Below are 23074 nucleotides of genomic sequence, written 5' to 3' on the forward strand. Positions count from 1 at the left end.
GAACTACTTTCAAAATATAATCTCACTTTCATTAAATTTCATATTTGCTTTTGGTAATGGTGATTTGGTGGTATAATAAGCACTTTCTCCTTTATAATTTCCACGATAAACTCCATTAGGAATGCTAAATTTTCTAGTTGTATCAGGGAATTTTTCTATATATTGAGTTAAAAATTCTCTAAACACAGGAGCAGCCGTTCTAGCGCCACCTTCTGTATAACGCATAGGCTTGTTGTTATCATTTCCATACCAAATGATTGCTTCTATTTCAGGCGTAAGTCCACAAAACCAAGCATCAACACTTTTATTCGTTGTTCCTGTTTTTCCTGCTATTTCTATATCTTTTACTCTTGCATTACGCCCTGTGCCTTTTTCAACAACATTTCTCATCATATCTAAAACCAGAAAACTTTGCGCTTCATCGCTGACTTTACGCTTATTTGAGTTAAATTCCATGATGGTTTTACCGGTTTTATCCTGAACTTGTCTGATAATTTGAGGATCTTTAATCGTTCCATAGTTCCCAAACATGGTATAAAATTTCGAATACTCCAAAGGAGAAATACCAAAACTTCCCAATACGATTGATAAATTAGGCGGTATATCTTTAAATCCAAATTCCATTAGTTTAGAGTAAAGAACATCAAGCCCCATATCAAGTGCGAGATTAATGGTAGCTAAATTTCTTGATCTTGTTAAAGCTTCTTTTAAGGTAATTAAACCTAAAAATTTACCCCCTTCATTTTTAGGTTTCCAATCCTCATTATTACCCGCTCCACCTTCAAAAATTCTAGAAATATCAGCAATTTCACTCATAGGTGAATATCCTAAATTAATCGCCACTTGATACACAAAAGGTTTAAAAGAGCTTCCAGGTTGACGCATACTTTGAGTAGCACGGTTATAATTACTTTTTTCATAATCAATCCCACCTACCAAAGCTAAAACATCGCCACTTTGATGATTTACCACAACCATAGCTCCATTTAAAGTGCTTAAATTTGCATTTTTATCACGTTTTACTATCTCATCATAACCAAATTTCAAAGCATTTTGCGCCATATTTTGAACATCTAAGTCTATATTTAAAATGATTTTATATCCACCTGTTTTTAAGTCTTTGATATTAGGACTTAATTGTTTAATCACTTCATCTACGACATAAGGAGCAGCATTTTGAGTAAGCGTATCATCATAAACTTGCGGAATTTCTTTAATGGCTGTATCATAATCTGCTTTTGAAATCCAACCTAGATTATACATTCTTGAAATAACATTATTTGCTCTTGAGATGGAAAGATCTAAATGCTTTGTAGGATCATAACTGCTAGGTGCTTTTGGCATACCTACTAACATAGCAATCTCTTTAAGGCTTAATTCATTTAAATTTTTATGAAAATACCCCAAAGCTGCGGTTTTTACTCCATAATACCCATGTCCAAAAAAGATAAAATTTAAATACCTTTCTAAAATTTGCTCTTTAGTTAAAATGGTTTCCATTTTATAAGCAAGCAAAGCTTCGCGAATTTTACGCGTAATAGTTCTTTCAGGGGTTAATTCCGTGTTTTTAATAAATTGCTGGGTAAGAGTGGAAGCTCCTTCCATGGTTTTTCCACCGCTTTTTATGATTTTTACAGCAGCTCTAAAAATGGCATCGATATTAACTCCATTATGTTCAAAAAAGCTTGTATCTTCTATAGCAACCAAAGCTTCTATAAGGCGTGGAGGAAGCTCTTCATAAGGAGCGTAAAAACGATGCTGTTCAAAAATATTAGCCACAAGCTTGCCATTTCTATCGTAAATTTGTGTTGTAAGAGGAGGTTTGTATTCTTTAAAAGTATAACCCTCAGTATCAGCACTTGTGAAAAGATAAGCCACATAAATAAATCCAGCTATAAACAAAAGAGTAAAAAATGAAAAAATATATTTTAATATTTTCATAAATAAGCCTTTAAAGTTTGGATATCAAGCCCTAAAGCAGTGCTTAGATTTCCTACTTGTTGGGTGATGAAATTTTGATGAAAACCCTCACACATAATGCAACCCGCCTTGCCTTTATAAAGATCATTTTCTACATAATCTTTTAAAGCATTTTCATCAAAATTTTTAAAATAAAGCGTAGTTTTTGAAAGAGAAAAAACTCTTTTTTCAGGTTTTACAAGCAAAAAAGCCGATAAAATACTTGCATACTTGCCATTTTGCAAGGCAAGCATTTCATAGGCTTCTTTTTTATCCTTTGCTTTGGTAAGAATTTTTTCATCTATACAAACTATACTATCTGCAAAAAGTAAATTTTGGTTTTGAAAATCTTTGCCTAAAGCACTTAAAAATTGTTTTTCTTTTTCAAGAACTATTTTTTGAACATATAAAAAAGGTGAAATATTTTTATTTAAATTTTCATCATAATCAAAACTAACTTGCCTAAAATCAATCTTTGCGGTTTTAAGCAAGTTAACCCTTGAAATGGAACTTGAAGCAAGAATTAACATTAAAGTGCTTTTTCTATCGTTTCTAAGCTTTGTTTTAAAGCTTCATCAATTTTGTTTAAATCTTTTCCACCTGCAGTAGCAAAATCATCTCTTCCGCCACCATTTCCACCTAAAATTTGCGCCGCTTCTTTAACTAAAGCTCCTGCTTTTAAAGGCGCATCTTTAACACCAGCTGCTAAAGTGATTTTTTCATCTTTTACTTGGATAAGTAAAATCACCACTTTAGCAAATTTGTTTTTAAAATCATCAATCATAGCTTTAATATCGCCATTATCTATACGCTTTACGCAAATTTCAACACCTTGGATATTTTTAGAATCAAGCTCGGTTTTACTTGAGTTTTTAAGCTCATTTTTTAAACTTAAAATTTCATTTTTAAGTTTCTTAATCCCGCTTAAAATATCATTATTTTTAAGCTCATTTTTTGCTTTAGAAAGTTCTTCAAGTTGATTTTTTACAAATTCTAAAGCCGCTTTAGAAACCACAGCTTCAATGCGTCTAACTCCAGCACTCACACCACTTTCTTTAACTATGTAAAAACTTCCTATTTGAGCAGTATTTTTAACATGAGTTCCTCCGCAAAGTTCCTTGCTTTCACCTAGAGTTAAAACACGCACATTGCCTTGATATTTTTCATTAAACAATGCTATGGCACCGCTTTTTTTAGCTTTTTCTAAAGGCATATTTTCTAATATAGCTTCACTTGAGTTTATAATCATTTCATTCACTCTTTTTTCAATGCTTTCTAGCTCTTCTTTGCTTAAAGCTTTATGATGAGTAAAATCAAATCTTAGTTTATTGCTTTCAACCAAAGATCCTGCTTGGCTTACATGAGAACCTAAAATTTCTCTTAAAGCATGGTGCAAAAGATGAGTAGCTGAGTGGTGGCGTGCGATTTGCTCTCTTTTTTCTGTATCGATTTTTGCATGAACCGTATCGCCAACTTTTAGTTCTTCACCTGCTTTTACAAAGCTAAGATTGAGATTAAAAAACTTTTGCGTATCTAAAACTTCACACTTAGCTATAAACCCACTATCAGCACTTTGCCCCCCACTTGTCGCATAAAAAGGTGTGTTTTCAAGCATCACCCAACCCGTATCTTTAAGGGTAGAAACTTCTTTAAAATCTTCATCTAAAAGGGCTAAAATTTTACTTTCGCATTCTGCTTTTTCATAACCTATGAAATGATTTTCTCCAAATTTTTCAAGCAAGTTTTTAAAATCTCCGCTTGCAGTTTTATCTCCACTTCCTTTCCAAGAAGCCTTAGCGCGTGCTTTTTGCTCATTCATTAAAAGTTCAAATTTTTCTTCATCAACTTTGAGGTTTTTTTCCCTTAGCATATCAGCCGTTAAATCAAGCGGAAAACCATAAGTATCATAAAGCTTAAAGGCTACTTCTCCGCTAAAAATTTCTTTGGTGTTTTTAAGCTCTTCATTAAAAATTTCAATCCCATTGTCTATAGTGCTTAAAAATCTTTCTTCTTCAAGGCGAATTTGTTCTTTTATAAAGTCTTTTTTCTCATTAAGATAGGTATAATGTCCACCCATTAAATCGCATACAACATCAACTAGTTTATACATAAAAGCTTGTTTAAAACCTAGCAAATATCCATGCCTTAAAGCACGACGCAAAATACGACGCAAAACATAGCCTCTGCCTTCTTTGTCAAAACTTACCCCTTGCGCAAGTAAAAATACACTTGATCTTATATGATCGGCTATTACTCTAAAACTTGCTCCACTTTCATAAACATAAGTTTTATTACAAAGTTTTGAAATTTCATTGATGATTGGCATAAAAAGCGAGCTATCAAAATTACTAAATTTACCTTCTTTAATCGCTGTTACCCTTTCAAGCCCCATTCCTGTATCAATACTTGGCTTTGGCAGTGAGCTAAGCACTCCATCAGCGCTTCTTTCGTATTGCATAAAAACAAGATTCCAGATTTCTAAAAATCTATCTCCATCTCCACCCATATAATCTTCGCTTGAGTTAAAATGCTCTTGTCCTTGGTCATAAAAAATCTCACTACAAGGACCACAAGGACCAGTATCGCCCATTTGCCAGAAATTATCTTTATCACCAAATTTGTAAATTCTTTCTTTTTGAATGTGTTTTTGCCATAGATTAAAAGCTTCATCATCGTTTTCATGCACGGTTACATAAAGTCTATCTTTAGGTAGTTTTAAAACTTCAGTTACAAATTCCCAAGCATAAGCTATGGCTTGTTCTTTAAAATAATCTCCAAAGCTAAAATTTCCAAGCATTTCAAAAAAAGTATGATGGCGTGCGGTATATCCTACATTATCTAAGTCATTGTGTTTTCCACCCGCTCTTATACAAGTTTGACAGCTTGTTTTGCGTGGAGGGTTTGGGCGTGGAAATTCTCCTGTAAATATACTTTTAAAAGGCACCATACCCGCATTAGTAAAAAGTAAAGTTGCATCATCAGGAACTAAAGGACTTGACGGGGTTATCTCATGTCCTTTTGATGCAAAAAAATCCAAATAAGCTTTTCTAATATCCATGAATTTTCCTAAAGAAATTTTTATAAAAACATATCATACCAAAATTACTTTAAATTAAGTAAAACTAAAATACAATAAACATTTTTATTTAATTTTATTTCTCTAAGGTTTTTTATGAATTTTATCAATCTTCAAGCCCAATATCTCGCATACAAAGATGAAATCAATACTGAAATTGAAAGCGTTTTATCAAGCTCTTCTTTCATAGGCGGTGTAAAGCTTAACGAATTTGAGCAAAATTTATCTCATTTTTTAGGTGTTAAACACGCTATAGGTTGCTCAAGTGGAACCAGTGCTTTATATCTTGCCTTAAGAGCTTTAGATATTGGCAAAGATGATGAAGTTATAGTGCCTAGTTTTACTTTCATAGCAACAGCTGAAGTTGTGGCCTTAACAGGTGCAAAACCTGTTTTTGTAGATATAAATCTATCAAATTACAATCTTGATTTTGAAGCAGTGCAAAAAGCAATAACCCCAAAAACTAAAGCTGTTATAGCAGTGAGTATGTTTGGACAAATGAGTGATTTAAGGGCTTTAGAAGAAATTTTAAAAGATAAAAATATCACTTTGATCGAAGATGGTGCACAAAGTTTTGGCGCAAGTTTCAAAGGAGAAAAATCCTGCTCTATAGCTAAAATTTCATGCACAAGCTTTTTTCCCTCAAAACCTTTGGGAGCTTATGGCGATGGTGGGGCTATTTTTTGCCATGATGATGAAGTTGCTAAAAAAATAAGAATTTTACTCAATCACGGACAAACTCAGCGTTATAAACATGAATTTATAGGTATAAATGGACGCCTTGATACTTTACAAGCGGCGATTTTAAATGTTAAGTTAAAATACCTAGAAAAAGAATTAGACAAAAGACAAAAATTAGCACAAACTTATAATGCAAATTTAAAAAACTGCCAAATTCCGCAAATTGATCCAAATGCTTTTAGCGCTTATGCACAATACAGCGTTTTAGTTGAAGATAGATCTAGTGTATTGCAAAAATTTGAAAAAGCTAATATACCTTATGCTATACACTATCCAACCCCTTTGCATAAACAACCTTGCTTTAGTAAGTTTTCAAATTTAGAACTTAAAAATTCAGAATATGCAAGCAAACACATCTTATCTTTGCCTTTTTCACCTTTTTTAAGCGAAGAAGAACAAGAACAAGTTATTTATATTTTTAAAGATTAACTCCATGAAAATAGGTATCATAGGCCTTGGAAAAATGGGGCAAAACCACTTAAATGAACTTAGCAAAAATTCTCATTTTAAGCTTAATGCACTTTTTGATCTTTGCAAAAATCCAAATCTAAATATTTTTGATGATATTTTTTATGATGATTTGAATAAATTTTTAAATCAAAATAATGATATTATCATCATAGCAACACCTACAAATTCACATTTAGCAATAGCAAAAAAAGTTTTTAAACAATGCAAATGCGTTTTAATCGAAAAGCCTTTAGCTCTAAATTTAAAAGAAATAGACGAAATTTCAAATTTAGCTAAAGAATACAGCATAAAAGTAGGCGTAGGTTTTTGCGAAAGATTTAATCCTGCAGTTTTAGCCCTAAAAAAAGAGCTTGAAAATGAAGAAATTATCAGCATTAACATACAAAGATTTTCACCCTACCCGCAAAGAATCAGCGATGTAGGGATTTTGCAAGATTTGGCTGTACATGATCTTGATTTGCTTTGTTTTTTAAGCAAGCAAGAAATAACAAAAACCAATTTGCTTAAAAAATACACTCAAGATCAAACAAGAGAAAGTGAAAGCATTATTCTATGTGGGCTTGAAAAATGTATTGCTAGCATACATCAAAGTTGGAATAGCACACAAAAACTAAGAAAAATTCATCTTATTACTAAAAATCATTTTTATGAAGCCAATTTAAATGATTTTTCTTTATTAAAAGATGGAAATTTTATAGAACTTACTCAACAAAGTCCACTTTTTTCAGAACACGAAGCTTTGTTAAAACTTATCGATAATCAACCCAATCATCTAGCCAGCACGAGCGATGCTTACAAAGTTCAAGAAATTTTAGAAAGGTTTGCGTGAAATTAGTTTTATTTTTAAATATGGGCGGAGCTACGAATTTACAAGATTGTGAAGTTTTTTTAAAAAATATGTTTAATGATCCTTATATTTTAGGAATCAAAAATCGATTTTTAAGAAAATTTGTAGCATGGATCATAACAAAGGCTCGCGTTAAAGCCATGCAAGAAAACTATAAAAAAATGGGCGGAAAATCCCCTTTAAACGAACTTACTCAAAGCCTGTGTGACAAGCTTAATTTAAAACAAGATGAATTTAAATTTGATTTTGTAAATCTTTATGTGCCTCCTTTTGCCACAGAAATTTTGCAAAAATACACTTTAAATGAAAGTGATGAAATCATTCTTTTTCCACTTTATCCGCACCATTCTTGCACCACAGTAACTTCATCTTTAGAAGTTCTGCAAAATGAAATTTCAAAGCAAAAAATTCAAGCAAAAGTAAAAACTATAGATATTTTTTACAAAAATGAACTTTATAATGAGATGATAATTTCGCACATTTTGGCTAAAAAAAATAAATTTGATGCCAAAATTTTGATTTTTTCAGCGCATTCTTTACCACAAAGCATTATTGATAAGGGTGATTTATACGAAAAGCATGTAAATAATCATGTAGAAATTTTAAAAGAAAAATTAAAAGATCATTTTGATGAATTTATTTTAGCTTATCAGTCCAAACTAGGCCCTGTAAAATGGCTTGAACCAAATACAAGCGATATTTTGGCAAATTTAAACGATAAAGCTTTGATTTATCCTATTTCTTTTTGTATAGATTGTTCTGAAACGATTTTTGAACTAGGTATGGAGTATAAACATTTAGCAAAATGTGATTATGATTTAATAAGTTGTCCTAATGATAGTGATGAATTTATGGAATTTATTTTAAAATATTTATCTGATCTTAACCAAGAATGAATTTGAGACCCTTGTCTATCATTTTTTTAAAGAATAACAAGGACTTTTTGGTAAAAATTTAGCTGACTAAGCCAAAGTATAAGCTTTTTCTCCGCTCAAACTCACATCTAAGCCTTTTTGTTCTACTTCTTCTTTCGCTCTTAAGTCTACAAAATAAGAAATAATCTTAAGAATAATAAAGCTTATGAGAGCTGAAAAAACATACAAATCATAATAGCAAGAAATTGCTCTTTTAAAAGCTCTAAACTTCCACTGATAAAAAATCTCGCCAAGCGCATTTTAAGCAATCACATTAGGATTTACTTTAGCACTTGCAAAAAGCCCTGTAGCAATTCCTCTCAAACACCTCCGATTCCGTGTAAAGAAAAAGCATCTAAAGAATCAATCCTATTTGAGTTTGTATTTAATAAAACTCAAACCAAAACAACAAAATACAGAAAGACAAAGCTCCTATAACAAGAGAAGCATAAAATCTACATAACCGCAACTACAAGCCCACTAAGTCCACCTAAAATAGTCAGTTTTTATGGATGAGCCACTCAAGCACTACCCATTGTAAAGCAATGACACTAAAAACAATAAAGCAATTCATTATGGTATTGAATGTATTTTTACTTCTTACCATACCCAAATAAAACATTGCTAAAGCTGGAGTCATAAGCAAAACTAGCAGAGTACACAATACAATAAAACTTGAATTTACCGCATTCGCTTACCTACCCTTTCTTACAAAATATAATTACAAGATAATTATATTTAAAATGATTTAAAAAATATAAATTTAAGAAATATTTTATATATTTTTTTATAAAAGTTTATTTTTTTATTTTAAATTACTATAAATAGGGATTTAAAAAATATTTTACTTCTCTATGATTCAAATTTACTAGCATTAAAATACAAATTTGGGCCAAGCTAAAAAACAACAAAGATAAAAAAGGATTATTGTAAGATGATGAAGAAAAAATTTGATTATTTAATAAAATTATCTAATATTAAAAAAGTAATTGCGCTTTAAAATGATCTAAAAGCTCTTCTTTAGCTTTTAAAATATCATCGGTATTTAACTCAAAATCAATCTTGTCTGGTTTTTTATAAGTTTTATCATAATATTCCAAAAGTATAATAATAAGCTTTTGCCATTCTTTTTTCTCATAACTTTGAAGCAATTCTTGGCGTAAATTTAAGCTGATATAAGGGCTGATTTTTTGCACACATTGTTGAAATTTTAAAGGAGTCATTTTTTCTTGATAAATTTTTTGTATTCTTTTAACGCGATTTTCCAAAGAACAAAAACAATAAATTTTAAAAGCCTTTTGCATTTTTTCATAAAATTTCAAAGGTAAGATGATATCCCCTATTTTGCGACTTTCACTTTCTATGAAAGCAAAATTTTCTAAATTTTGCATATTGTGAAAAAGTTCTGCTTCAAAAGCTTTTTGCGTAGGTTGTTTTCCTAAAATATCACCAAAAGATGAGCCTAAATGATTTGCCATTTTTTCTAAATTTATAGCTTGTGGGAGTTGTTCTAAAAGCTCTGTTTTTCCACAGCCTGTATTGCCGCAAAGAGCAAAAAAATCAAAATTTATTTCATTTTCAAAATAACGCGTTACAAAAGTTCTATAAGCTTTAAAGCCACCTTTTAAACGCACCACTCTAAAACCAAGCTCACTTAAAATCACTGCGATAGACTTTGAACGCAAACTCCCACGAGAACAATAAATCCCCACCTTTTCTCCTATACGAAAATTTTGAGTGATTTCTAATATATGTTTAGCGGTATTTTGACAAATATAACTCGCACCCCTAGCCTTGGCTAAAGCTTGATTTTTCTTATAAATCGTTCCTATTTCTTGATATTCTTCATCATTGAGTGCATAAAAATTTAAAGCTCCTATCAAATGAGAATGCAAAAATTCTCTAGGGCTTCTTGCATCGATTAAAAGAGAGAAATTTTCTTTTTGAAATTCTGTAAATTCAACTTCACTGAGCATTTTTAAAAGCCAAAACAAGTTTTTGATAAACTTGCTCGATATTAGTGCCACAAACCCTAGTTTCTCCTATGGTTGTGATAAAATTTGTATCTCCTGCCCAACGTGGCACTAGATGATAATGACAATGAAAAGCTATGCCAGCTCCTGCATCTTTGCTTAAATTCATACCGATATTCACCCCATTTGCACGAATTTGCTCTTTTAAAATTTTTACCCCCAAACGCACAAAATGGCTCATTTCTTGCCAAATTTCATCGCTTAAATTTTCTATATGCTCTTCATGTACATAAGGAATCACCATAAAATGCCCCGCAGAATAAGGATAGCGGTTCATCACTCCAAAACAATGCTTTGCTCTAAAAATCACACCTAATTCTTTATCACTTTTGATCTTATTAGTACAATCACAAAATGGACAAACAGTTTTTTCTTTTTCAAAATACTCACTCCGCCATGGTGCATACAAATATTGCATTTTCCCTCCTTAAAGCAAAGCTTTTAAAGCCTTTCCTTCATCTTCCTCACGCATAAAATATTCGCCGATTAAAAAAGCGTCAACACCTAAATTTTGTAAATGATCTAAAAATTTTTTATTTTCTAAACCACTTTCTGCGATGATGATTTTTGAATTTGGGATCTGTGGGATAAGTTTTTCACACAAACTCATATCCATAGTAAAATCCTCTAAATTACGATGATTAATACCGATAATATCCGCTCCAGCAAAAATTGCCTTACTCAAATCCTCTTTATCATGAATTTCGACCAAAGCCTCAAGACCTAAATGTCTTGCAAACTCAAGCAGTTTTTTAAGCTCTTTCATGCTTAGCATTTTAGCGATTAATAATACAAAATCCGCCCCATAAACCAAAGCTTCTAAAATTTGATACTCATCAAAGATAAAATCTTTTCTAAGTAAAGGAATTTGCGTATAACGGCGTATAAGACTTAAGTATTCTAAAGAACCTTTAAAAAAATGTGGCTCAGTCAAAACAGAAATCGCCGCAGCTTTGTTATTCTCATAATTTAAAGCAATACTTAAAGGATTAAAGTCTTCTCTAATGACTCCCTTGCTGGGACTTGCTTTTTTTACTTCTGCTATGATTTTAACTTCTTTTTCTACTCTTTTTAAAGCCTTAATCACATCTTTTGGAAAGAAAGGATTTGAAGCTAAAGAACGCCCTAACATATCATAAGGAAGTTTTAGTTTGCGTTCTTTTAAATCTTCTTTTGTTTTTTCAAAAATTTTATCCAATATCATGGTTTTATACACGCCTTTATCGCTTTTATATGAGCTTTGCTCTCATCAGAATTTGCGAATTCTTTATCATCTAATGTTTGTTTTAAAATTTCCCATGCTTGCTTACAATCACCTAGTTTATAATACCCCCAAGCTAAAGAATCTAAATAATACAAATTCTGTGGATCTTTTTCTAAGGCAAGTTTCACAAGCTCTATGCCTTTTTTAACATCTAAATCGTAATCTATGAGCAAATATCCATAGTAGTTTAAATACAAAGCATTGCTATTTTTATCGATAGCCTGTTCGAATTTTTCTTTTACAGAATCAATAACTTTTGGAGTGATTTTTTTAGCTTCATTTGCAGCTTCAAATTCAAAAACTGCCGCTCGTAGAAGATATTCTTTATTTTTTGTTTTGTGATAAAGAGCTAAACTCATTTTTTTAGCATCATCAAAGCGTTTTAAATTCTGATACAAAGCGAGTTTAATATCATCATCTAAATCATACTGCAAAGAAATTTTTAAAGCTTCTTCTGTTTTGCTTTGAGAATTTAAAAGCTCAACCAAAGCCAATGCAAAACTTTTATTTTTGGTAAGTTGATAAAGCTCTTTATATATACTTTTTAAAGCTTCGATATTTTTTTCATCAAAATAAATTTTAGCAAGCAAAACGCAAGTTTTGAGAGTGCAACCATTGGTTTTTCTTGAAAATTCTAAAACATTTTTAATATTTAAAGTATCATTTAAAATCGCATAAATTCCTATGAGTTTAAATAAAATTTCTTCATTTTGCACTTGATTGTAAGCAGATCTATAGTACTTTGTGGCGTTTTTTAAATCATTTTTTTTAACCAAAATATCACCATAAAGCTCTAAATTTCTAGGATCGTTATCTTTTTTTGTTAAAAGCTCTTTCATAAGTTTTTGAGCATTATTGATATCATTTGAATTTAAAGCATAAAGAGCACTAAGTCGCTTAAGATTGTCATTTTGATTTAAATAAGGCTTTGCTAGATTATTTAACTCTGCTTGCCTGTCAAGACTGTTTGCTAAAGTAAGCAAAAATGCATTTTCTAAAAAATGAGTATTATTGTAATCTTGATAAAGACTTAAAAATTCATCTCTGGCTTTTTTGTATTGTTTATAATACTCATAATTATAAGCCTTCATAACCCTTAAATCAAAATCATTGCTTTTATATTTTGTATAATCAGGATAAACAACATTGATTTTTAAACTTCCACAAGCTGCCAAAAAAAAGGCTGCTAAGACAAATAACAAATACCTATACATTCTTTTTCTAATTCCTTTTGATGTGTTTTAAAATATTCCCAAAATGGAAAAGTTCTGCATTGTTTTGGACGAAAATCGTAGATACTGCAATTTCTTTTTTGAGTATCAAAAAAAATGCAAGCAAAGCCATCTTCAAATTCGACTTCCTTAAAACTCATTTTAAAACCCACTTTTCTCAAGTATTTTTCAGCAAATTCTTTGCTTTCTAAATTTAAATGCTTTCTTAATGCTTCTAATTCTTCCTTGTTTACAAAAATATTACCACTTTCTCCAGTACAACACTTTCCACCGCATTTCTCACAAGCATTTTCATCAAAAGCATAAGAAAAATTTTTATCAAATATCATAACTTTTTAACCTAAATTTTAAGTGAATTTCTTGCATTTGTTTGCTTAAAATTTCATTTTCATATACAAAAAAAGGAGGTAAAATCTCACAAGGAGATTTTGAACCTTTTTTTACCTGTATCAAAACAAGTCTTGCTTTTTTGTTTTGATGTGTATGTACAAAGCAAAGCTTTGTTATTTTCATTTTCATATCTTTTAAAATAAAACAAATTTCATCTAAAGCTAAAGCTTCATAGCAAAAATACAAAGCACCATTTGACTTAAGCATAGAATTTGCTTTGGTTAAAAAGCTGTGCAAGGGTAAAAATTCTTGAAATTTACTTATAGCTTTATGCCGATCTTCACTCTTGTAAGCTCCTTGTCTATAAAATGGAGGATTGCAAACTATGAAGTCAAATTTTTTTATGCTTTGAAATTGATTGAAATCATCATGAAAAATATCGCCTTGTATTTGGTTGGATTTTAAATTTTTTTCAATCAATTTTATATTTTCTTTTTGAATATCAATCAAAGATAAACTTAAATTTGCAATATTTTTTTTAAGTAAAATACCTATGATACCACAGCCTGCACCTACATCAAAAACAGCGCCTTTAATTCCTTGTTTTAAAATAAAATCGGCTAAAATTAAAGAATCACTATTGTAACGATATCCTTGTGATAATTGCGCTAGCGTAACCATATTTTAATGAGTTGGAATTTTAATGCGTTTTGGAGGTTGTTCTTTAAATATATTTTGTTCTTTTGTTATATTATTATCTTCTTTAAAATTTACTGGGCTTTGTGCTACCAAAAAAGAAATTACAAAAGTTATAAAAAAAGCAATTTTTATCATAATAACACCTCATAAAATGGTGTCCACGGCGAACACCTAACAATAACTATAAAATACCATAAAATATAAATTTTAAATATTTAAAATTTACTTTGGCTACATAAATGGCTACAAAAATTAAAATATAAAAATAGGTTTTTCTTTCTTTTCTATTTTTTCATTTAATATATCTGCAGTTTCAAAATTATACCATAAAGTTGGATTAATTGCATCTTTTGCTAATTCCAAAGCTTCACTCCCATTTCCGCCTTCATTGTTGTCTAAATCGCTACCTTTTTGCTCATTCATCATTTTAGGAGTATCTGCTGTAATGCTTTGAACAACATCATAAATTTTACTCGCACCGCTTAGCAAATTTCCAACAACATTTAAAGTTGATTCAAAAGTTGTCATTTCTTGTGCTACTTGTGCTGTATTTTTTGCAAAATCTGCAGCTAAATTCCAACTATTAGAGCTCCAATCACCTAAAAAATTAACCAAACCCCAAACAGCATTAAGAATTGAAAATAATTTATTTCCAGTAAGTGAACCCACAGTTAAACCTAAGCTAATTCCTAGTGTGATACCCGCAGCTACACCTTCGCTAACCCCTATCAATGTTCCTAGCCATGCACCTTGTCCACCTATCCACCAAGTAGCTACAGCCAAAACGATAGTAACAATAGGTGCCAAAAAGCTTAAAATTCCTTTATTTGATTTTTCATATACATAAAGATAATAAAAACTATCCCATAATGCAAACCATCTATCTCTACGCCCATAAGGCAAATTTGAACTTTTTCTATATAGTGGATATACGCTTGACGTAACACTTGTATCTTTTTTTCCAAAGCTTTTATTACTTGGATATGAATAAGCTATATAAGGTTCTTCATAACAAACTAAATTAAAACTATTATAAAAACATAAAGGAGTTGCATATTTGCATTTATAATTTTCTTTTATTGAGTTAAACACTTCAAAAAAAGATATCTTTTTGCTTGTTAAAGTATAATATATTTTACTCGGATCACTCTCTCTAGTTTTTTGTGCTTTCTCATATACATTATAGGTTATTTCTACTTTTTCGATTCTAAATATATTTTTATTTAATTCTTTAAAATCATTATAAAATTTTTCAACATCAATGCATAATTTTTTATAAGGTTTTCCAAAAGTTGGTTTAAATTCAACATTTTCTACTTTAATTTCTGGTATTTTAATATCATCAATACTAGGATATATCCATTCATTATTTTTTTGGATGGTTTGAGAAAAAATAACCACTTCTATATCATTTATAAGCATGTCATAATTTATATTTTCCAATGCCTTATTTAATATATCTTTGAAATTTATTTTTTCATCAATATAAAAAAATCCTTTTCCATTATATTTCCAAGCTTTTTCTTTTTCAAATAAAAGAGCTAAATTATTTGGAAAACCATAATAATACTGCATACCCCCTAAATTATAATTAGTTCTTATTTCGCAAATATCATGATATATTCCATTTTCACTACTAGGATCTCCTTGATAAGGTTTGTATGGATCTTGCCCTACGAAAAATTGGTTAAGTCCTAAATCATTATAGTTTTCCTTATTATAAGGTGCAGTGCTAGAACTTTTAATGTTATATTTTTTCACTATATACGAATTTTTAAATAGCGGATGGTTTATATTTTGAATTTGACTTCTACCTTTTCTTACAAGTTGTTTATGTAAAAGCTCAACATATTTATTTACCCCTATCATAGCATAGGTAAACCATTGTTTATATACTTCTTGTGTATCCAATTCTCCTATGTTTGATGGATAAGCAGGCTTAAGAGTATAATTTCTCATAAGCCTTTTTTCATCTATAAGCATTATGAAGACTTTTCTATATTTTCTATCTTTTCTTTAACAAGCTTCATAATTTCTTGTGGTATATCAAGACCACCGGTACAATATCCAAATTGAACACTCTGTGTAACTTTTGCAGCTTCTATTCTTAAATTATCATCTATCTGTGAAGTTTGTCTAGCTATTAATGCAGGTTTTGCTTTTTCTGTTTCTGTTTGAGCTCTTAAAAGTAAAGCTTTTTCAGCGTTAAGCTCGTTTTCATCGCCTTGTAAAATCATGGATAAAGCTGTATTTTGACTTTGAGCCACTATGGTTTGTCCAACACTTACCAACGCTTGTGCCAAGCTTTGAAATTGTTGGTCATTTCTTATAACATTATCGTTTCCAAATTGTTCTAAAAGCTTTTTAAATTCTCCAAATGGAGATTTTTCTGCTAAACTCATTTCTAAAATTTGCGGATAAATTTCTTTAAATGCTTCAAGTCTTTTGTTGTAATCAACATTTGTATTACTCATTATTTAGCTCCTTTATTTTGCTTATCTGAATTTCACACTGTTTGTATTTGTAAAAAAGCATAGAATAAGCATTTAAAATATCTAGTTCATTTTTTGCTATTGGCTTTTCAAGGGAGCTTAGTGTTAATAACTCTTGCGGAATTCTTACTTTTTGAATTTCTATTTTGGTTACTACTTGTTGAGTTTGCATCCCACAACCTATCAACGACATCGTTAAAAAGCTTGGTAATATTATTTTCATTGCTTTTATAAATGTATTCTTTAACATATTCTATCCTTTCTTTAACTTCGTTTTTTTGATTGTTTGCTTCATTGATTGCTTTTAATTCTGCTTTATGAATTTGCGTAAGTTCTTTTAGCCTTGCTTCGTTGTTTTTATTAATCTCTAAAGCTAAGGCTAAATCATTTTGACTTTTTTCTAATTTTGCCTTTGTACTATCAAGTCTTAGATAAAAATATCCTGCTAAGATTGCCATTAAAGCTAAGGCGATATAAAGCTTTGCATTTCCAAATAAAAGATTTATCATATTTTGTTTTAGAAGTTTAAGTAAGGTTTTTGTATAATACCCCTAAGGGTTAGCCGTAGGTCTGACCCCCTATGGCTAAATTCCACCCGCGAAAGGTGGTGATATAAATGTCATACCAGAAGTTTATAATTATAATTATACTACTTTGTGTAATTATAGTCAAGGCTTATTAGCCTTGCCCCGCAAAAGCGGGGTGTAAACTTTAACCTACTTAAACTTTTATCTCCTTTCTATGCTAACTCATTTGTTATTTCTAATTTAATGTCTTCAAGATTTTTACCATACACCAAATCATAAAATTCTTTGCAAGCTTGTCTGCTTTGTCCTATGCTTTCGTTATTGTTATCTTTGGTAAGTCCTAGTAAGATACAACCTTTTGTGTCTTTGTCAGTGTTTCCCCAGTGTATTAAAATTGCACGGCTTGATAGAACTTCATCATTATAAACATTTATCATTGTATCATCATCTTTTTTTGTAATACTTCTTAAAGTATTTTCAAATCGTGAAGGACTATGTCTTTTTAAATTATAATTTCCTTCAGGTATTCTTAAATCTTTACCACTTTCTAAACCCTCTTTATCTTCTTCCAAAGAAAAACATTCAAAAAGAATTTCTTCTTCATCACTTAAAACCTTAAATTTACCAATAACACAAGTTTTACCTATGTATCTTCTATTAATTGTTATTTTCATTATAATTCCTTTCTTTTTATTTTTTGTATTTTATTTTTAGATTTAAACTCATTTTTCTTCTTCAAATTCAAATAAAAAAGCATTATCACCATAGGTAGTTTTATCAATTTCTTTTTTTATTCCTATAAAGCTTCTCTCGACTATAATTTCATTTTGAACTCTAAGGGCTTTTTGCATTTTTATATTTGAAAGATTGACATTTCCATAATATCCAGCTTGCCTATAAAAAAGACTCATAGGAATTTCATTTGTAAAAAGCTCTATACTTACACTATTTTTTATATTAGAAGCCCAAAGACAGCATTCATTTGCATTGCCATCATATTTTTTTAAAGCATTGGTAATATTATGCCAAGCAGGATCATTATAAATTCCGCTCGTTTTGATATTTCCTTCTATTTGATTTTTACTTGGTTTTGAAAGAACGCTAACTTCAGTATAATTTTTAGATTTTAAACCCATTCCATCTTTAGTGATTAAAAAACTGCCTTCATTAAGTCCTTTTATAATTTGCGTAGTGCTTGCTAAAGAATTTTCAAAACCAAAACGCAAATCACTTAAACATCCGCCATATTGACCACTATTTAAATTTGTATCAAAACTAATAATAATCAACTCTTGTGCTGTAATATTTTCATTTCCAAGCAAATTAATCCAACTTGTGTATTTATCATCACTTGCCACACAAAGCCAAAGTTGTTTTACATTTTCATTATAAGTTATAATTAAATCATTAACATTAGCTTTTGTTTTTGGAGTGGGAATAGAATTAGATACTTTTATTCCATTAATGCCTAAATTTAATTTCATATCTTCGAGCATCTCTTCTATAATAGGTTTAATTTCTTCTTTTGTTGGTGTTTGAGCCTTTAAACTTTCTAAAAATTCATCTTGACTTTTTCCTGTGTTTTCTTCATTTTCAAGCCAAAGTTCATAAGCACTTTTACCATCAGCTCCTTTAGCTCCATCTTGCCCTTTTAAATTTTCAAGCTGTTCTTCTGTAAAATCTTCATAAGTAAAAGGATCTCCTTTATCACCTTTTAAACTTTCTTGATTTTCTAAAACAACTTTTAATACAACTTCTTTTAAACTCTCTTCATTGATATTTGCATTGATTCCAAGCTCTTCTAGCAAGGCTTCTAGTTTTTCTTTTAGCTCGTTTTCTTTTATGTAATCATTTGATATATTTTCAATAGTTTCGTTAATTAATTTTTTAACATCTTCTAAACTCAAATTACCATTTTTATAACTTAAAACTAATTCTTGTAAACTACTTATAATTTGATTTAAACTTTCATTTTGAGTATTTATAACCTGTTCTAAACTCATCTTATCCCCTTTATTAAACATTTGATCTGATGAAATAAATTACAAGAGCAATAAAAAACAAAAATCTTAAATTTATTTATTTCTAAAGCTTGCATTGCTTCTTTTAAAACAAGATCAGCTAACCTATAATCATCTCTTGATTTTGCATTTATACACAAATAGTCATGGACAACACAAGCGCTAAAATACTCACTTTTAAAAGGTGGAAACAAAGACCAAAAAAGGCGTGGAATACTCGCTCCATCAGTTTTAAAACCTTGTGGTACAATGCCTTTGTAATTTGGTAAAATAAACTCATAATCTTGTATCACTTCAAATCTGTCCTTATCGTATGGCTTTACACAAACCCTTTTTAATTCTGTTTTAGTCATTGTTTTCCCTTTTTTTAAAAATACTTCTTAATTCATCATTTCTTATTTGAGTAAGCTTAACAAGCCTTTCATCCATTCGCATAAGATCTGTTTCTATAGCTTCTAGCTTGTCATTGGTTTTTGAGCAATGTGTTTCTATAAATTTAACCAAACTATCGCTACTTGCTCTGGATACTGCAATTTGTTCTCTAATAAGGACATTAGTATTTTTGGTTTCACTTATAAGTTCTTTTGTTCTTTCCCCAGCTTCTTTATGTAAAGTTTTATATAAATGCCATGCAATCCCAGCTAAGACAAAAACCATCAATCCTAATAATGCAGATCCACTTAAAGAACCGAGTATAGCACCTTCTTTTATTATATTTTCAGTACTCATTTTTCACTCTCCCATGCAATTAAATTTAATTCTTCTAAAGATGTGGCATTTTTCACTTTATTTCTTAGTTCATCATTTTTAAAAATAATACTTTCAGTATATTTAGCGATACCAACCCCAAATTCTAAAAATTCTTCTTTGTTAAATGTAATGATTTTATTATCTTTATCAATCCAAGCAATATTTTCCAAAGGAGTATTATTGAGATTTGCTAACATTATCTCGCTAACTTTTCCGCTAATATTAATTTTTGCTTCCGTATCAATTTGAAATATAGTATTTTTAAAAGGCATAAACAAAAGCTTTTCTTCTTTTATAGCTTTTAGTTCTTCTAATTTTAATTCTTTTAACTCTTCTAATGCTTTTTCTTTAATCTCATAAGAAATAATATAAAGATTATTTTCTTCATCATAAGTTTGAATTTGGCGAAGTTCTTCAATTTTTTCATTAAAACTTGGGATTTCTTCTTCTTTAACTTTAGCAAAACCAAGCTCTTTTAAAAGCTTATCATCGCAAGCACTTAAAAAATAAGTATCTTGTGCATCAATTTCACCTTCTTCGTTTTGTATTTTTACATCTTTTAAAAAAATATCATCATATTTTAAACTTTTATTTTTTAAATCATAAAACATATTCACCCTTTCTTAATTCCAGTATAATGTTAAATTTGCTCTTGGGTTTAATCTATCCCCATCATTTAAGTTCCAACCAGCACTTGCATTTGCACTACCGCTTTGCCAAGAACTTAGCATTATTTGTAAATTATCAATATTTCCAAAATTGAATTTTTTCTCTACTTTGATTTTTGCATTGGCAGTGTAATATTTACTTAAAGCATGCAATTCTACACTAGAGTTAAAATTGTTCCATGTGATATGCAAAGTATTTGCAGAAGTTTTATTAGACATATTTCCAGTCGTCCAAACTTCTCCTAACATAACCACTTCTTTATTATTAATATTTGATGGCAATACCACTGCTTGTTTATAAATCATGTCTAGCTTTAACATATAATTATAATTTGCAACCGAGCCTCCTAAAGATGGAGGTAAATTTAGTGCTATACCATTATTAGAAAGAAGGAGACAATTCATTTTAAGTCCTTACTAATCTTACATTATTCGAAGCTATGCAAAAATAAGCAAAAGTTTCAGTGCCACTAAATCCACTTTGAGCTATTCTAAAATTAAAAGGGGCATTAAAAGCTACTACATTTTGACAATTATTTATGGTTATTGTTCCGCTTTTTCCTACTCCTCCAAAATTAGCTATTCCTATGCTTGTTCCTGCATTTGCTGTTAAAATAAAATGTTGAGCTTGTCTTAAATCTAGATTTATACTGCCAGTTGTGCCAAGATTTTTAATTCCACCACCATAATCTACATACCATTTTCTAGTTAAGTGATTATCATTTGTTGGATTGGTTGGAGAAGTTAATGCCTGATTAAAAGTATTTGTGCCATTAAATATATTATCTCCATTTAAATTTGCTTTTGTATTTAAAGCGGTATCTACATAGATTTTATTTGTTAAATGGTTATCATTAGTTGGATTTACTTTTACTAAAATAGGATTAGCAAAAGTTTTATTTCCATTTATCTCTTCATCACCATTTAAACTTACTTTTGTATCTATAAGTGCTTCTAAAGTTTTAATAGTTATATCTAATACTTTTTGTGTAATTAGCTTTTTATCTTTTTCATTTTGCTCTAACTCATTGTTTTTGTCCTCTAAGTTTTGATTAGCTTCTTCAAGTTCTTTTTCAATTTCCTCTTTTTTGTTAATTAATTCACCAGCAATCTCTTGTTCAAGCTCAGCAATTTGATTTTCAAGTTCTTCTTTTCTCTCTTCAAGTTCGCTTGTATCAGCAGGTGGTTCTTGACTTAAAGCCTCATCGATTTGATTTTTAATTTCCTTTAATTCCTCATTTTTTTGCTTTAATTCATCATTATTGTTTAAAGCTTCTTCAATTTGCTTTTTTATCTCTTCAAGCTCTTGTTCTTTATCTTTTATACCTTGCTCTATATTTGCAATTTCATCTTTAATTCCATCATCTTTACCATCATCTTTCTCATTAAGCAAAGAAAGAAGATATTCAACATTAGCCTTAACACCACTTATATCATAGATTCTTGCTTGATTGTCAATCTCATCTATGCACTCACCTTTTTTAGTTTCAAGCTCATTAAGTCCTTGTTCTTTTGTTTGGATTATTTCATTAAGGCTTTGATCTTTTGTTTCATTTATTTTATTGAGTCCGTTTTCTTTTGCGCTCACAAGCTCATTTAAAAAATCTTGCTTATTCTCGTTTAAACTATGCAATTTTTCATTAAAAATAATACTAAACTCATTTTTCTTTGCTTGATAATTCGCATTAAAAATATGATTTAAGTTGTCAATCATAACTTTAGAAGTATCTACAAGAGTAGTAAATTCTTTCTTTTGAGTTTCAAAAACCTCTGTGACTTCATTTCTTTCATCACTTAAACCTTTGAGCATTTCTTCCATTTGTTTTATTGTTTCTTCAGCTAAAACTTTTAATTCTGTTTCATAAATTAACTTATCATTACCTAGTTCTTTTTTAGCAACTTCAGCTAACCTACCTAAATCTTCATTAGCTATCAAAGCTCTTTGATTAAACCTATCATAACTTTGCTCAAAATGTATTTTATACCCTTCACATTTTGCTGTAAGTTCATCAAATTTAACTAAAGCTTCATTTTTTACTTCATTTAAATTTTTTAATATTTCATTTTGTTTATCATTTAAAGAAGAGTAGATACTTTCAGACTGTGATTTTAAATCTCGTTCTAAATTTTCTATTTTACTTTTAAAATCTTTTATAATTTGGGAATAAGATGTTATATCATTTTCAAATTCTTTATATAAAGCTATAACTTCTCTTAAATCTTCTATATTTTGCTTGCTTTCTAAAAGTAGTTCATATGCACTAGCTATTTCTTTATATTTAACTCCAATATCAAATTTAATTTCTTCTAGCTTTTTAACACTATCTATCATTTCTTGATTTAATCTTTGGTTTTCAAAGAATATAGTGTTAATTTTATTTTTTATAATTTCGCTTGCTTCACTTACTACTAATTTTGCTTCATTTGCTAAATCTTTTACTTCTTTTTTAATACTTATTAATTCAGGTTTTATTTCTTTTAATTCATCAACATTTAAATGTAAGCTATCTACAATTTCTAAAGCATGATTAAGTTCACTTAAAATTTCATCTTTAATTTTTGTGTTCAAATCAAAATATTCTTTTACAAAATCTTTATTTTGTTTAATTTCATTAATATAATTATCTAAATTAAATTTTATTTCTTCATATTTCTGTATATCTTTTTTTAAATTCTCAAACTCTTCTGTATTATTTTCTAAAAAATCTTTAATGTTTTGTATTTCTTGTTTATTTAAAGAAAAATCTTCATACGCTTCTTTAATATAATCAAATTTTGCATTTACATTGTTGTATTTTTCACTTATATTTGAATATTTTTTATTAATATCATCATATTTGCTTAAAATATCATCATTTTTATCTACAATATCATTTTTAAATTTTAAACATTCATTTTTTAAAGATTCGCAAGCTTGTTTTAAGCCTACAACTTCATCAAGTCTTGTATTGTCTATTGCTTCTGAAATGCTGTTTATTCTAGCTAAAACTTGATTTATGATTTCAAGTTTTTCTCTACCTGTTTTTAATTCGTTTAAACTTGTTCCCATT

24 protein-coding genes and 1 pseudogene are annotated in these 23074 nt (G+C 29.5%); 3 read left to right on the forward strand and 22 right to left on the reverse strand.

All coding sequences use genetic code 11. From position 1 onward, the window contains the following. Nucleotides 1–9 precede the first annotated feature (9 nt). The 3 genes from AJN70_RS06810 to alaS are packed head-to-tail and all read right to left on the reverse strand — an operon-like array spanning nt 10 to nt 5017. Nucleotides 10–1941: a penicillin-binding protein 1A gene (locus tag AJN70_RS06810; RefSeq protein ID WP_053872520.1), complete on the reverse strand. Its 1932-nt coding sequence runs from the start codon at nt 1939–1941 to the stop codon at nt 10–12. Continuing rightward, nucleotides 1938–2489: a septum formation inhibitor Maf gene (gene maf, locus AJN70_RS06815; protein WP_002881206.1), complete on the reverse strand. Its 552-nt coding sequence runs from the start codon at nt 2487–2489 to the stop codon at nt 1938–1940. The genes AJN70_RS06810 and maf overlap by 4 nt, the downstream gene beginning before the upstream one ends. Next, the gene (gene alaS / locus AJN70_RS06820) at nt 2489–5017 is read right to left on the reverse strand and encodes an alanine--tRNA ligase (protein WP_070295628.1); all 2529 of its coding nucleotides are present in this window, start codon (nt 5015–5017) and stop codon (nt 2489–2491) included. Before alaS ends, maf begins: the two co-directional genes overlap by 1 nt. 114 nt (nt 5018–5131) lie before the next feature. On the opposite strand from alaS, the gene AJN70_RS06825 reads away from it, so the two are divergent. The 3 genes from AJN70_RS06825 to hemH are packed head-to-tail and all read left to right on the forward strand — an operon-like array spanning nt 5132 to nt 7990. After that, nucleotides 5132–6205, forward strand: coding sequence for a DegT/DnrJ/EryC1/StrS family aminotransferase (locus AJN70_RS06825; RefSeq protein WP_053872518.1), 1074 nt, complete (start codon nt 5132–5134; stop codon nt 6203–6205). Nucleotides 6206–6209: 4 nt separating this feature from the next. Continuing rightward, the gene (locus AJN70_RS06830; RefSeq protein WP_070233408.1) at nt 6210–7076 is read left to right on the forward strand and encodes a Gfo/Idh/MocA family protein; all 867 of its coding nucleotides are present in this window, start codon (nt 6210–6212) and stop codon (nt 7074–7076) included. Beyond that, the gene (gene hemH / locus AJN70_RS06835) at nt 7073–7990 is read left to right on the forward strand and encodes a ferrochelatase (protein ID WP_002881223.1); all 918 of its coding nucleotides are present in this window, start codon (nt 7073–7075) and stop codon (nt 7988–7990) included. Before AJN70_RS06830 ends, hemH begins: the two co-directional genes overlap by 4 nt. 66 nt (nt 7991–8056) lie before the next feature. On the opposite strand, the pseudogene AJN70_RS06840 reads toward hemH, so the two are convergent. From AJN70_RS06840 to AJN70_RS09880, 19 genes and pseudogenes are all read right to left on the reverse strand, one after another. After that, nucleotides 8057–8648, reverse strand: a pseudogene (locus AJN70_RS06840) (hypothetical protein). Nucleotides 8649–8985: 337 nt separating this feature from the next. Beyond that, nucleotides 8986–9984, reverse strand: coding sequence for a tRNA 2-selenouridine(34) synthase MnmH (gene mnmH, locus AJN70_RS06845; RefSeq protein WP_070295663.1), 999 nt, complete (start codon nt 9982–9984; stop codon nt 8986–8988). Next, on the reverse strand, nt 9974–10459 hold the full coding sequence (locus AJN70_RS06850) for an HIT family protein (protein ID WP_052949752.1): 486 nt from the start codon (nt 10457–10459) through the stop codon (nt 9974–9976). The genes mnmH and AJN70_RS06850 overlap by 11 nt, the downstream gene beginning before the upstream one ends. Before the next feature lie 9 nt (nt 10460–10468). After that, nucleotides 10469–11245, reverse strand: coding sequence for an indole-3-glycerol phosphate synthase TrpC (gene trpC, locus AJN70_RS06855; RefSeq protein WP_070295629.1), 777 nt, complete (start codon nt 11243–11245; stop codon nt 10469–10471). After that, a complete protein-coding gene (locus tag AJN70_RS06860; protein ID WP_070295630.1) occupies nt 11242–12519 on the reverse strand; it encodes a tetratricopeptide repeat protein in 1278 nt (425 codons plus the stop codon). The genes trpC and AJN70_RS06860 overlap by 4 nt, the downstream gene beginning before the upstream one ends. Beyond that, a complete protein-coding gene (locus AJN70_RS06865) occupies nt 12492–12866 on the reverse strand; it encodes a YkgJ family cysteine cluster protein (protein ID WP_002870978.1) in 375 nt (124 codons plus the stop codon). The genes AJN70_RS06860 and AJN70_RS06865 overlap by 28 nt, the downstream gene beginning before the upstream one ends. Continuing rightward, nucleotides 12856–13548: a tRNA1(Val) (adenine(37)-N6)-methyltransferase gene (locus AJN70_RS06870; protein ID WP_070295631.1), complete on the reverse strand. Its 693-nt coding sequence runs from the start codon at nt 13546–13548 to the stop codon at nt 12856–12858. The genes AJN70_RS06865 and AJN70_RS06870 overlap by 11 nt, the downstream gene beginning before the upstream one ends. Nucleotides 13549–13551: 3 nt before the next feature. Next, nucleotides 13552–13701, reverse strand: a complete 150-nt coding sequence (locus tag AJN70_RS06875; protein WP_004306029.1) for a hypothetical protein — start codon at nt 13699–13701, stop codon at nt 13552–13554. A 117-nt stretch (nt 13702–13818) separates the two neighbouring features. Further along, entirely contained in the window at nt 13819–15549 is a 1731-nt protein-coding gene (locus AJN70_RS06880) for a hypothetical protein (RefSeq protein ID WP_070295632.1), read from the reverse strand. Then, nucleotides 15549–16040 carry a hypothetical protein gene (locus AJN70_RS06885; RefSeq protein WP_002861686.1) on the reverse strand — a complete coding sequence of 164 codons (492 nt, stop codon included), beginning with the start codon at nt 16038–16040 and terminating at the stop codon, nt 15549–15551. The genes AJN70_RS06880 and AJN70_RS06885 overlap by 1 nt, the downstream gene beginning before the upstream one ends. After that, complete coding sequence (locus AJN70_RS09390; protein WP_083262328.1) at nt 16033–16230, reverse strand: hypothetical protein; 198 nt, start codon at nt 16228–16230, stop codon at nt 16033–16035. The genes AJN70_RS06885 and AJN70_RS09390 overlap by 8 nt, the downstream gene beginning before the upstream one ends. Beyond that, nucleotides 16148–16567 (reverse strand): hypothetical protein, encoded by a 420-nt coding sequence (locus AJN70_RS06890; protein WP_070295633.1) that lies wholly within the window; start codon nt 16565–16567, stop codon nt 16148–16150. The genes AJN70_RS09390 and AJN70_RS06890 overlap by 83 nt, the downstream gene beginning before the upstream one ends. 230 nt (nt 16568–16797) lie before the next feature. Next, complete coding sequence (locus tag AJN70_RS06895; RefSeq protein ID WP_070295634.1) at nt 16798–17259, reverse strand: DUF5675 family protein; 462 nt, start codon at nt 17257–17259, stop codon at nt 16798–16800. A gap of 48 nt (nt 17260–17307) precedes the next feature. Further along, nucleotides 17308–18588, reverse strand: coding sequence for a hypothetical protein (locus tag AJN70_RS06900; RefSeq protein ID WP_070292597.1), 1281 nt, complete (start codon nt 18586–18588; stop codon nt 17308–17310). Beyond that, nucleotides 18585–18959, reverse strand: coding sequence for a DUF1353 domain-containing protein (locus AJN70_RS06905; protein ID WP_004306042.1), 375 nt, complete (start codon nt 18957–18959; stop codon nt 18585–18587). The genes AJN70_RS06900 and AJN70_RS06905 overlap by 4 nt, the downstream gene beginning before the upstream one ends. Continuing rightward, on the reverse strand, nt 18952–19335 hold the full coding sequence (locus AJN70_RS06910) for a hypothetical protein (protein WP_070292598.1): 384 nt from the start codon (nt 19333–19335) through the stop codon (nt 18952–18954). The genes AJN70_RS06905 and AJN70_RS06910 overlap by 8 nt, the downstream gene beginning before the upstream one ends. Next, on the reverse strand, nt 19332–19967 hold the full coding sequence (locus AJN70_RS06915; RefSeq protein ID WP_002789149.1) for a DUF4376 domain-containing protein: 636 nt from the start codon (nt 19965–19967) through the stop codon (nt 19332–19334). The genes AJN70_RS06910 and AJN70_RS06915 overlap by 4 nt, the downstream gene beginning before the upstream one ends. A gap of 12 nt (nt 19968–19979) precedes the next feature. Then, nucleotides 19980–20429: a hypothetical protein gene (locus AJN70_RS06920; RefSeq protein WP_002789150.1), complete on the reverse strand. Its 450-nt coding sequence runs from the start codon at nt 20427–20429 to the stop codon at nt 19980–19982. Nucleotide 20430: 1 nt separating this feature from the next. Continuing rightward, on the reverse strand, nt 20431–23073 hold the full coding sequence (locus AJN70_RS09880; RefSeq protein WP_070277389.1) for a hypothetical protein: 2643 nt from the start codon (nt 23071–23073) through the stop codon (nt 20431–20433). Between the last annotated feature and the right edge of the window lies 1 nt (nt 23074).

Source organism: Campylobacter sp. BCW_4341 (assembly GCF_001764255.1).
GTDB classification, from domain to species: Bacteria; Campylobacterota; Campylobacteria; order Campylobacterales; family Campylobacteraceae; genus Campylobacter_D; species Campylobacter_D jejuni.